The following is a 12952-nucleotide window of genomic DNA, read 5'->3' on the forward strand; positions in this document are numbered from 1 at the left end:
TCTTATGCTTCAGTTTCGATGTTTATATTCACCAATGTACCGTTGGTTGATGAATCCTGTTGCTTGCGGTCATTCACTTCAAAAGTAATTTCCTTCCGGTATTTCTGCATTATCAAATCCATTCTTTTTTGTGTTAAATACATTCCTTTTCCGTTTGATTGAGTTGATGATTGATTGACTTTATCAGATAAGCCGACTCCATTATCGCTAATACAAATCCTTAATTGATTTTGATTGATCTTAGTAATGGAAACATCGATTCTTCCCAATTCTTTTAATTCGGCAATGCCATGCAAAATTGCATTTTCGACAAAGGGCTGAATCAGCATCACAGGAATTTCGGTATTATAAAGGTCAATAGCCGGATCAATCTCAATATGGAAGGTGAATTTATGTCGAAGGTGTTCGAGCTCCAGATATTTTTGAATGGTATCCAGTTCATTCTCCAGTGAAGTAAATTCTTCCTCGGCCTGATACAATACCTTACGCATTAACTTAGCAAAGCTGGATAAAAATAAGTTGGCCTTCTTGTTTTCGTTATGATTCACCAAGAACTGGATGGAGTTCATAGCATTAAATAAAAAGTGAGGATTCAATTGCGAACGCACAGCACTTATTTGCCATTCCAGCTTTTGTCTTTGCATAGCTTCTTTACGTTTGATATTACGCGTAATTGCAATGCTAGCAACTACAATAATTGCAAAAACCAACAAAGCCACCAAAAGAACACTATACAGTGTTCTTTTAGAAATAGATGCTTCGTAGGCTGAGAAGTCGGTTTGTTGAATGATTTTCTTTACTTCATTTAAGAAGTGATCCAGACCACTATCATCAATGGCTCCACTAAATATTATAATACCATCTGGATTAACTAGGAAATAAGGTAAGCCATATTCCATCTTAAATTGGTTTAGTTCATCAATGCTCCAATCGGGATTAGAAACTAAAATACCTTTGGGTTGGTGTTCTTTAATGTATTCTTTAATCTTTTCTTCATCGGGTGTTACAAATACAGTAATTAGCTCAAATTGCTTATCATCCATCTCAGCTTTTAGCTTTTGATAAGCTTCCAGGGTTTTCTGCTCGTCTTCATATTCAATATTTATGAATAGTAATTGTATATATTTTCCTTTTAGATCATTGGTTGATAAATGCTTTCCATCGATTGTAGTAAAAGTTACTTCTGGCAATTTTTGGTTGGCCCCCAAATTAACCCGGTTAGCATATAAATCATTTAAAAGGGTATAAAACTCCGATTGCCAATATTGCTTTTTATATTCCTGAAAAAGGTGATTACCAATTTGGGTATCGTTGCTTTTAAGGGCTTGCCAAACAATATCGGTTTGAGCCAGATATTTAGCTTCTCTTGATAGTAGCATCTCAGCCAGATAGAATTTCTCTTGTTCATGTAGGGTTCTGTTTTGATAATACCCTTTCATAATCAAGGCTTTTCTATATATATAATCTTTAACAACTGTTCGATTGTAAAAAGAAGTGATACAAGAGTGTATTGTTAAATCTACATCATTAAATAAAATTTCAAAAGAGGCAGGGTTTACATTGCCTTGATTGTGGTAGTAGTAATAATGTATTAGATGATTTAGGTTACCATAATATATATCTGCTTCTAAATGTTGATGTGCCCATTCGCTAATTTGCCCTTCAAATTTATCAATATAGGCAAGTTGTTCGTTGGTTTTTACCTCACATAATTGTTTTGTTTTATGTTCATCCCATTCCTTACTGATGTTGAGGTCGTGTTTTATTAGGTAATTCTTCAGTTTGTTTTTTAATGCACCTTTTCCTGTAAAATAGATACTATCGTTATTGATGTTTATGCTAATGCTATCTCCCGGTTCTAACAATAGATTACAAAAAGATGAATTACTAACAGGGCCGTCTTTTAGAACCATATTAAGGGCTATGGGGCGCGACAAGTCTTGAGTGGTTGAATAGGTTTTTCCCTTTTTTAGGTCAATTCTCCATTTAAAAATGTCTCGCTCAATAAAATAGTTATTAATCAGATAAGCATTCAATTCGTTCCCTTTATAATCATCAGAAACATTTGCTATTAGCGTAACAGTTTTATGGGGTGCATAAGGTTGTATTGTAACAGCCTGATCCAATTTATATGAATCGGAAACTACTTTGTATGTTGACGAAAGACGGTATGATGTTTCTGAAGGCAGGCCTGTTTTATGAATCAAGGTTAATGTCCCTTTTATATCTTCTTTTTCTAAATGACTTCCGTATGGGGTTTCCTCAGTTTTTTTAGAAAGCAAAATGCTGTCTGCTATAAATTGATAGTTTAATTTGTATTGGTTTTTATGTGAGGTGTTTAGATAGGACAGATTGCTTGTTTTTACATCTGGTACATTCCAGCAGGTAAAAACATTTTCAATCAACTTTTGTAATTTAATTTCATGCTGCTGATAATACATTAACAATTGCATTTTTTTCAGCAAATCTTCTGCTGCAAAATCATTGCTTCGCTTTTGAACAATATCTTCCGGAAGATGTAGGTTAGAAATTTTTCTGTTTTTAGTTATCTGAAATGAAACAGGAATACGCAATAAAGGGGATTCAAACTCATTATAATAACCATATTGAGTGTCAAAATTTTTAGATGTATTGTTTGTTTTGTGACGATCTATTTGAATTTCCATTGAATACACTTCTTGCTTTAAGTCTTTAACATGAAAGGTGAACCAATAGATTTGCTCATTATTAGCATCATCTAAATTCATGTATTTGCATTTATAAGAGAATGTATCTCCTTTTTTTAATCTTAAGGGAGGAAGTTTAGCATTTTGTGCCTGTATGCAAACAAACAGAGATAGAAAATAAACAAGTAAGCTTGTTTTTAGAATTAGGTTTTTCATAAGTAACAATATTAATGAATAATTAGAATTATCACTTACCAAGCTGTCTATTTTACTGAATTATATTGGAGGTAAACTAGAATTTGGTTAAGGTAGGTTAGAGTTTGGTAATACAAGGATAAAAGAACTGGTTGACTCTATGTATGGGTTACGATTATTTATGTTACTGGTATTTCAGCACGGTATATCCGAAAAAGAAGATAAAATTGACATAAAAGAGCAAATTCAAATTAGATACGCATCTAAAGGTCGCGAGATGCATATCTAAAGGTATACCAGATGCGCATCTAATACCCCACGAGATGCGTATCTCATGAGGACGAGATGCGCATCATTTTTAACTTTGATTAAAATCTTACGGAAAAGTATAAAAAAGACAATATCAAAAGGTGTAATCCTCCTACAAATATTTACCTCATTTGATTACACTCAATGCAATGGGTAAACTTATGTTATGGGGTAATGATTGCAATTAGTGTACAATAAAATTACTCCCTTACCACTTTAAAACCCAAAGCCCGGTTTAGTTTGCCTGATATCAAACCTTCTTTGTCTATTTCAATATCAGTAAAGCCCCACTCCATAAAACTTGTTTTGAGTTTATTTGATAAGGCTATCAATTTTTCCATTTCTTCAGGTTGAACTTCCAGTTTGGCAACTCCTTTATAATATCGAACCCGGCAATCAGCAAAGCCATATGAGTTCAATAGGTTTTCACCAACTTCCACCATATTTAGTTTGTTAATGGTAATGGCTGTTCCGTAAGGAAAACGGCTGCTCAAGCAAGGTGAGGCAGGTTTATTCCATATTTTTAGGTTGTAATGACGGGCGATTGCTCTGATGGTTTCTTTATTGATATTGCAATCCATCAACGGACTAAGGGCATTGTTTTCTTTGGCAGCTTCCAAACCCGGACGATAATCACCTTTATCATCGGCATTGTTACCATTAACCATTGTAAATTCAGGGTATTCCTCATTTCTGAGTTTTATCATGGCTTCGTACAGGAAGGTTTTGCAGAAATAACAACGATTGTCAGGGTTAGATGCATAATTGTTATCCACTATTGGGTCGGATTTAAGAATATGGTAAGAGATATCATACGACTCACAGAATTCAATAGCTTCCTGAAGGTCTTTTCGTTTTAAACTGGATGAATCCGAAATAACGGCCAGTACATCTTTTTTGTCTTTAAATAAACGAGCCATGTAGGCGACCAGACTGGAGTCAACACCTCCGGAAAGGGCAATCATAATCTGTTGATGATTCGAAAACCAGTTTTGTAACTCAGAAATTGATCTGTCTATCATATTAAATATCTCTTGTTTTGAAATAAGGTTTGTTGGAGCGGTTTGTTCAAAGATGTGATAAATCTCCTGTTTTATGTATAAATTATTGAAGAAATTTATCCTTATTAATTAAGTAGTATGTTGCCTGAATTAGTAGAATAATCCTAATTTTGTAGAGCTAACAAGGGCGAATAACTGATCTATAAAAAACAACGCCATGTCCATTATATACCATCCGCAACAATATGCTATTCCTGATAGAGCAATGGAGAATTTCATTGATAGCGATGAGATTTGGAGCTTTATTAAACAAAATGAAAATCCAACCATTGAGCAGGTCGAAAGGGTTATACAACGATCGTTAGATAAAAACAGGCTAACATTGGAAGAGACGGCCATTTTGGTTAATGCCAGAGCGCCTGAAATGGTGGATCGTATTAAAGCGGCGGCGCGTGAATTAAAAGAGCGTGTGTATGGGAAGCGTATTGTGTTGTTTGCGCCTTTGTATATTGGAAATTTATGTATCAACGATTGTACCTATTGTGGATTTCGAACTTCCAATAAAAATCAGGAGCGCATGACGCTGACCAATGAGGATTTGATTGATCAGGTGGTTGCATTGGAAGATCATGGTCATAAAAGATTGATTTTAGTTTATGGTGAGCATCCGAAATACAATGCTGAATTTATTGCTGATACGGTAAAAACTGTATATGGCGTAAAGAATAAAAACGGTGAAATTCGCAGGGTGAATATCAATGCTGCACCATTGGATATTGAAGGATTCAAAACCGTAAAAGAGGCTGGTATTGGAACCTATCAGATATTTCAGGAGACTTATCATCGCGAGACCTATGAAAAGGTACATAAATCAGGAACTAAAAAGCACTACGACTGGCGAATCGCCGGATTGGATCGTGCACAGGAAGCTGGAATTGACGATGTGGGTATCGGTGCTTTATTGGGCTTGTACGACTGGCGTTTTGAGGTATTGAGTTTGTTGCGACACGTTAATCATTTTGAGGCTGTATATAATGTTGGTCCGCACACAATCTCTTTCCCACGTATTAAATCAGCTTCTGGTTTTGAGGTGGATAAGAAATACGATGTCAGTGATGAAGATTTCACTCGTTTGGTAGCTATTTTGCGCCTGGCTGTTCCTTATACAGGTTTGATTCTAACTGCTCGAGAACCGGGTTATATCCGTGATGAGATTATGGAGTTTGGAGTATCTCAGATAGATGGAGGTACCAATATTGAGATGAAGGGGTATACCAGCCATAAAGAGCAACAGGATCTTGATTTGGAGCAATTTGAAATTGGAGATAACCGATCGTTGAATGAGATAATGGACGATTTGGTTGGAAAAGGGTATATTCCATCTTTTTGCACCGCTTGTTATCGTTTAAACCGTACGGGTGAGCATTTTATGGAATTCTCAGTGCCAGGGTTTATCAAGCGTTTTTGTCAGCCAAATGCCATGCTTACTCTGGCCGAATACCTGGAAGATTATGCCCCGGCAGCAACTAAAGAAAAAGGATATCAACTCATTCAGGATAACCTTGCATCATATGAAGATGAGCAGTTTAAAGATAAACTAGTTGACCGCTTAGACAGAATCAAAAAAGGAGAGAGGGATTTGTATTTCTAAACTAGTCTGAAGACAGGAGACCGAAGATCGAAGTAATTTCTTGATTCAGACAAGGTGACTATTGCAAATTGACTATGTAGTTATTGCTTACTATAATTGAAGTCCCGGCAGGGACGTCTGTAACAGCATAGTACGTAAGTGCTATGAATGTTTAAGATGGGATTAAAGCCCGGAGGGCTGTCTGTAATAATGTTGAATTGTTAATTTGTGGAGTTGTTTAATTGAAAATTTACAGTTTAACAAATGTACGACTCAACAGTTAAACAATCTTCTAAAACTCTACTGCCAACTTTACATTAATCCTTCTTGATGTCAAATAATTAGGAACCGCATACTGTCGATTATGAACATCATTCACCCAAGTATACGAAATGGTGTTGTTGATATTAAACAAGTTGAATACTTCCAGACTTAAGAATGCATTTTTAATGGCTTTACTTCTTGTTATCTTGTGATAAATATTCATCAAATCCTTTGAGAAACCAATATCAACACGTCGGTAGCTGGGCATACGATGGGTTGCCTTATATCTCTCTGATTGTGGAGGCCCAAATGGTAAACCAGTTCCAAATAGTAAATTCAGATTTACAGTAAAAGTTGGATTGTTGGGTAGATAGTCCTGAAAGAACAATGAGAAATTAACTCTTTGGTCTGATGGGCGAGGGATGTAACCCGGGTAAACAACATGCTCAACTCCATTTTTATCTGTGGTGATATATGAATCATCCAGAATATCCTCTTCCGTTTTCATAATGGATAGGTTAGCCCATGATTCAATTCCCTTTACAAACTCACCATTAATTTTAAAATCGATACCGGTGGCATAACCTTTGGCATTATTCTCACCTGCATATCGTATCCGTACGTTATCAATCTGGTAAGGATTTATATCTGTAAGGTGCTTATAATAAGCTTCAGTAGTAAAAGTAAATTTACGTTCTTTTATATCGAATATTTTATCATATCCGGCCACAAATTGAACTGATTTTTGCGATTTGATATCATAGTTCAGTTCACCTTCCGGAGTTCTTATTTCTCGATAAAAAGGCGATTGGTAATATATTCCGGTGGCAAAACGGTATCGTGTTTTAGGATTTTCAGAAGGATGATACAAAGCATTCAAACGGGGGCTGAGTAGAAATTCATTGTTGAAGTCCCAAAAGCTGGCTCTTACTCCGGCATTGATAATGAAAATACCGCTGTTGGTTTCCAGTGTAAATTCATCCTGCAAATATCCGGTAACCCTGTTGGTGTTGGTATGCAGGTTGGCATTTAATGAGTATTGTAATATCAGCTCAGTATCAGTAACAGGAATGGAATAACCAGCTGAATCGCGCATTTCCCACTCGTTGATACGATCTTTGAATCGCTCATTCTGATATTTAGCTTCCCACGATAGTAAATGATTATCCAATTGATGTTTACCTTGTACAGCCACATTTTGTATTATTCCCAAAAGGTCGTTTCGGGCATGTTCAATATTGGTTCCCACCCCAACATTTGTAACCGGATCGGATATTGAAGGTGAAGAACCGTCTAATCCTTCCAAATCCTGCAGCCAGTATTGCCCCATTATATCATATGTTTCTTCTTCGTAGGTGCGGTAACCCATAGCAGTAATCTTAATCTGATTATATGCATCAGGGTTGTACTTAAAAGAAAAGGCTCCTAATCCGGTCTGAAATATATCGTGTTCCTGACCTTCAAAATAAACTCTCAGGTTTTTAGCTTCGTTAATGGTTCCAAAAACAGTGTTTCTGTCAACTGGAATAAAATCGTAGGCATTGTATGAATAATACCCTAAAGCTTCCAGTTTTAACTTATCTGTTAACCGGTAAGTTAGAAAGGTTTGGGCATCAAAAAAAGTAGGATTGTAATCACCCGTTACATCCAGTGTTCCTAATAGATATTTGTTAGTTTTATAGCGAACACCTGCAATAGCACTCAGTTTATTGTCTTTTGAACTTCCTTCGATGTGACCGGAAGCACCCAGTAAACTTGCAGACAAGCTTCCTTGTAGTTCTTTGGGTTGCTTATATTGCACATCCAGCACCGACGACATCTTATCGCCGTACTGAGCTTCGAATCCACCCGGAGAGAATTTTAATGATGATATTAGCTTTGGATTCACAAAGCTCAATCCTTCCTGTTGCCCTGATCTTATAAGGAAAGGGCGATATATCTCAATATCATTTACATATACCAGATTTTCGTCGTAGTTACCGCCACGCACCCGGTATTGCGAACTCAACTCGTTATTGGACGAAACACCCATTTGGTTTTTTACTAATCCTTCAATTCCACCGCCTGCAGCATCGGGTAATTGGTCGATTAGTTTGGGATCTATCTTGGTAAAGGACTGATCTTTAATATTTCCTTCTACCTCAACCTGACCAATTTCCTCGGTTTTTGATTCAAGAGTGATTTTAAGGTTATTAAGTGCGTCAAGGTTATTTATTTCTATAGTTTTCTCAATAAAACCTATTGAGGTGCATTTTAAAACAAAAGGAGGTTGAGTTTGAGTATTAAATGCAAATTTCCCGTCTTCATCACTTACGGTTCCTTCACTTGTTTTGGTAATAACAATATTAGCAAATGCCACGGGAGAGCCTAAAGAGTCAACAACTGTTCCTTTTATTTCAATTCTATTTTGCTGGGCAATTATATGATGGCTGACAAATAGTTGAAGAACTATAAGTAATAAAAATAGACGTTTTTCCATTGGTGTAAAAATAGGAAGTTAATCCATATAAAAAAAGCAACGTTGAAAGGTAAAAAGTATTGCTTGATGCAAGGAAAATAGGGTGTTTTTTTGTAACTTTATGTATATGAAGAAGCGTGTGATGGATAACCACCCTGAATTAAACGAGGAAGATGTAAGATTCAATAAAACAGTTGATTCTGTTGTGTCTTCATTTCAAATTGAAGGAATAGATTTTAGTCCGGAAGAATTAGATGAAATGATATCTAATGTTAAGGAGGAGCTTAAACAGAATAAAATAAAATCAGATATAAAAAAATAAGAAGTTTATATAGGTTGGGAGCTTTGTTATTGCTAATTGTGTTTTTTGAAGAATAACCTAATAAAGATAGCAGCTATATAGTATGATGGAAAATTTAATTTTTGGCTTCTGTCTATAAATTAAAGGGCCTTAATATCAAAAAATAGATTTGATAAGTTTGAACATGGGTTCGTAATTTTCTTCTGCAGCCGATTGAACTGCAAAAATATATTGCTGAAATTGCCTTTGAGTAATCTTATAAAATCCCAGAAAATCATATCCTTGTTTAACAGCCATTAGATTGGCTAAAACTCTTGCCACTCTGCCGTTTGCTTCGCGAAAGGGATGAATGAACAGTAGTTCAGCATGTACTTTGGCAATATCATAAATCAACTCTTCTTTATCGGAATAAATATGAGGAAGATTCAATAGTACTTTTTCTTCAAATTGGTGCAATATAGAAGGAAGAAACTTAGCTGTAGGAAACAGAAATCCTCCCTTGGTCATATTTACATGTCTTAATTGTCCTGCAAAATCATACACATCTGCCAAAGCAAGATGATGAATGTTTTGTATGTATTTTGTATCGAATTTAGTTCTGGTATGCAACTGCTCCAATAGAATATATTGAGCTTTCAGGAAGCCTTCGAATTCTACCTTATAAATGGATTTAAGATCGGTTATGCCCAGTTTGTTTGGAAGAACTTCATGAGAGTTCCTTTCTTCAGGCACATCATATCTCGAATGCATAACCGCCATAATCGTTCTATTTGAGAAAGGAAAAGAAAATTACAGCCATTATTCGAAATTTGCAAGTGTAAATGATTAGTTTTTAGACTTTCTTAATTCAACCGGTATCAAAATCAAAAAGTGGGTTGCTTTCAACTGTTATCTTTTAATGAATACTTATTACCTTTAGTTTATTCAAAATAAATGAAGGCAATGAAGAAAAAAGTACTTGTGATGCTGGCGGTACCTAAACAAGAAATTCAAAAGGTGCTGCTTGATTGGACCTTAATATATCCAGAAAATGAAAAATTCAGTAAAGAAGAATTGCTGGAAAAAGTGGTGGATTGTGAAGCTATAATTACCGTTTATGGACATAAACTGGATAATGAAGTAATTGATGCAGCTGAAAACTTAAAGATGATTGCCAATTTTGGTGCCGGATATGATAATATTGATATGCAGCATGCTGCTTCTAAAGGGATTGTTGTTACCAATAGTCCTGATCCGGTAACAGAACCAACCGCCGAACTGGCATTGGGATTAATGATTTCCGTTGCCCGAAGAATGGCTGAGATGGATCGGAAGCTGCGTGAGAAGAAGGTAACCTGGGGCGTGATGCGAAACCTGAGTACAACTTTGGTGGGGAAAACAATTGGAATTATTGGCATGGGAGCAATAGGAAAAGCCTTGGCAAGACGGGCAGTTGCTTCGGGTATGAACGTTGTGTATCATAATCGAAATAAGATTGATGAACAGACTGAATCCGAATTAAATGCTACCTATTTATCGCTTCAGAATTTATTAAAAACTTCCGATGTTATCTCTTTAAATATGCCTTTAACACCGGAAACAAAAAATATGATTGGAGAGAATGAATTGAAACAAATGAAGCCCTCTGTGTTTTTAATAAATACAGCACGGGGTCCGGTGGTTGACCAATCTGCATTAATTAAAGCTTTACAGATGGGCATAATTGCTGGTGCCGGTTTGGATGTGTATGAAGATGAACCTAATGTGCCGGATGAATTATTGGCTTTGGATAATGTGGTGTTAATGCCTCATTTGGGAACAGCAACTCACGAAACGCGAAAAGAAATGTCGACATTGGTAGCTGAAAATATAAAGGCCTTTTTCAATGGAGAAGTGCCTCCTAATAAGGTAAATTAAATAAAATGATTATAAATTGTAACCTATATAAAACCTTTATGTCATGATAGATCAGTATGAAATTGAAATGAGGGAATACAAACGTGGTTATCATTTGGTAACAAGCGATATTTTAAAGCAATTGCCTTCTCTGCCTGAAAAAGGAATGATGAATATCTTGATTAAGCACACATCAGCAGGTTTAACGCTTAATGAAAATGCAGATTATTCAGTTCGTGATGATTTTGAAACAGTGATTGATGGGTTGGTGCCCGAAGGAGATCCTGAATATACGCATGTTCTGGAAGGTGAAGATGATATGCCGGCTCACATTAAAAGCTCGTTGATGGGAGCTACTATTACTATTCCAATTACCAATCATCGATTGAATTTAGGAACCTGGCAAGGTATCTATCTTTGCGAATTCAGAAACCATGGAGGACGTCGGAAATTGGTGGTAACAATTTATTCTTAAACTGGTTTTAAATTGTAAGCGTTGATTTTTATCATAGTGATTGATGTTGTAACTTTATTACTTAGTAAGCGGATTACATCAGGTAATAAATTAAAACTAAAATCAACGCAATGCAAAAGTTACTGTTATTAGGAGACGAGGCGATTGCTCAGGGTGCGATTGATGCCGGATTATCGGGTGTTTACGCATATCCGGGTACGCCTTCAACCGAAATTACTGAATATATTCAAGGTTCAAAGATTGCCCGCGAACGAAATATTCATAGCCAATGGTCGGCCAATGAAAAAACGGCCATGGAAACTGCTTTGGGTATGAGTTATGCGGGTAAACGAGCCATGACATGTATGAAACATGTGGGATTGAATGTGGCAGCTGATGCTTTTATTAATGCTGCTATCACAGGTGTTAATGGAGGTTTGGTGGTGGTGGTGGCGGATGATCCGTCGATGCACTCGAGCCAGAATGAGCAGGATAGTCGGGTGTATGGTAAGTTTGCTATGATATCGATTCTGGAACCGCACAATCAACAGGAAGCATACGATATGGCTTATAATGCCTTTGAATTGTCGGAGAAGTATGCTTTACCGGTAATGATTCGAATAACAACACGTCTGGCGCATTCAAGGGCGGGAGTGATTCGTAAGCCAATGTTGGATGAAAATAAAAGCTCTTTGCCTAAAGATCCCACTCAGTTTGTTTTATTACCTGCTTTTGCCCGCCGAAACTATAAACACCTTCTTTCGACACGCCCAGATTTAGAGATGGTATCAACCGAATCGCCTTATAATTGGTTGATGGATGGTCATGATAAATCATTGGGGATTGTAGCATGCGGTATTGCTTATAATTATTTGATGGAGAATTTTCAGGATAGAGATTTGAATCATCCTGTCTTAAAGTTATCGCAATATCCAATGCCTCGTCGTGATATTAATCATCTGATAGAGGAGTGTGATGAAATATTAGTACTGGAAGATGGATATCCGGTGATTGAAGAATTGCTGAAAGGGTATCAGGAAGCTGGAACTCCTATTCATGGTCGCCTTGATGGTACATTACCCCGCGATGGTGAACTCAACCCAAATATTGTTGCAGCAGCATTTAATTTACCTGTTGAAGAAGGAGCGCCTGTTCCTGATATGGTAAAATCCCGACCTCCGGCTATGTGCAAAGGTTGTGGACATATTGATGCATACAGAGCTTTAAATATCGCATTGGAAGAATATGGTCCGGGAAGGGTTTTTGCCGACATTGGTTGTTATACGTTAGGTGCTTTGCCTCCATATAATGCCATCAATTCATGTGTAGATATGGGAGCATCCATTACCATGGCCAAAGGTGCTGCCGATGCCGGTTTGCATCCTTCGGTAGCGGTGATTGGTGATTCAACATTTACGCACTCCGGCATGACCGGATTGCTGGATGCTGTTAGTGAGAAAACACCCATTACTGTTATTATATCTGATAATTTCACTACCGGAATGACAGGTGGTCAGGATTCTCAGGCTTTAGGTCATCTCGAAAATATTATAAAAGGAATTGGTGTGGAACCTGAGCATATCAGAGTTTTTAAGCCAACTGCTGCCAATCTGGATGAAATGGTTGAGATAATGCGCGAAGAGCTCGATTATAATGGAGTTTCAGTAATTATTCCACGTCGTCAGTGTATTCAAACCTTAAGAAATAAGAGTTTGGTGCATAAGGTGAAAGAGCTTGGATTATAAGAGTCCGAAGTCCTTAGTAGATAGTCCGAAGGAAACGTACACCGGACTTGCCAC

At 36.8% G+C, this 12952-nt stretch carries 9 protein-coding genes; 5 read left to right on the top strand and 4 right to left on the bottom strand.

The annotated features are described in order from the left end of the window. Positions 1-2: 2 nt before the first annotated feature. Positions 3-2882 carry a histidine kinase gene (locus KEM10_RS17950; protein WP_212217543.1) on the bottom strand — a complete coding sequence of 960 codons (2880 nt, stop codon included), beginning with the start codon at positions 2880-2882 and terminating at the stop codon, positions 3-5. Positions 2883-3370: 488 nt separating this feature from the next. After that, positions 3371-4192, bottom strand: coding sequence for an ATP-dependent sacrificial sulfur transferase LarE (gene larE / locus KEM10_RS17955; protein WP_212217545.1), 822 nt, complete (start codon positions 4190-4192; stop codon positions 3371-3373). Between the two features lie 196 nt (positions 4193-4388). On the opposite strand from larE, the gene hydG reads away from it, so the two are divergent. Then, positions 4389-5822 carry a [FeFe] hydrogenase H-cluster radical SAM maturase HydG gene (gene hydG, locus KEM10_RS17960; RefSeq protein ID WP_212217547.1) on the top strand — a complete coding sequence of 478 codons (1434 nt, stop codon included), beginning with the start codon at positions 4389-4391 and terminating at the stop codon, positions 5820-5822. 271 nt (positions 5823-6093) lie between these two features. On the opposite strand, the gene KEM10_RS17965 is transcribed toward hydG, so the two are convergent. Then, positions 6094-8544 (bottom strand): TonB-dependent receptor, encoded by a 2451-nt coding sequence (locus KEM10_RS17965; RefSeq protein WP_212217549.1) that lies wholly within the window; start codon positions 8542-8544, stop codon positions 6094-6096. Between the two features lie 106 nt (positions 8545-8650). Between KEM10_RS17965 and KEM10_RS17970 the strand changes: the two genes are divergently transcribed. Further along, positions 8651-8845, top strand: coding sequence for a hypothetical protein (locus KEM10_RS17970; RefSeq protein ID WP_212217551.1), 195 nt, complete (start codon positions 8651-8653; stop codon positions 8843-8845). A gap of 135 nt (positions 8846-8980) precedes the next feature. On the opposite strand, the gene KEM10_RS17975 is transcribed toward KEM10_RS17970, so the two are convergent. Continuing rightward, positions 8981-9583, bottom strand: coding sequence for a Fic/DOC family protein (locus tag KEM10_RS17975; RefSeq protein WP_212217554.1), 603 nt, complete (start codon positions 9581-9583; stop codon positions 8981-8983). Positions 9584-9766: 183 nt separating this feature from the next. Here KEM10_RS17975 and KEM10_RS17980 point away from each other — a divergent pair, with 183 nt between their 5' ends. From KEM10_RS17980 to KEM10_RS17990, 3 genes are all read left to right on the top strand, one after another. Continuing rightward, entirely contained in the window at positions 9767-10720 is a 954-nt protein-coding gene (locus KEM10_RS17980) for an NAD(P)-dependent oxidoreductase (protein WP_212217556.1), read from the top strand. 43 nt (positions 10721-10763) lie between these two features. Then, a complete protein-coding gene (locus KEM10_RS17985; protein WP_212217558.1) occupies positions 10764-11174 on the top strand; it encodes a secondary thiamine-phosphate synthase enzyme YjbQ in 411 nt (136 codons plus the stop codon). A 110-nt stretch (positions 11175-11284) separates the two neighbouring features. Further along, positions 11285-12898: a thiamine pyrophosphate-dependent enzyme gene (locus tag KEM10_RS17990; protein WP_212217560.1), complete on the top strand. Its 1614-nt coding sequence runs from the start codon at positions 11285-11287 to the stop codon at positions 12896-12898. Positions 12899-12952 lie beyond the last annotated feature (54 nt).

It is taken from the genome of Carboxylicivirga linearis (assembly GCF_018271995.1).
Lineage (GTDB): Bacteria > Bacteroidota > Bacteroidia > Bacteroidales > Marinilabiliaceae > Carboxylicivirga > Carboxylicivirga linearis.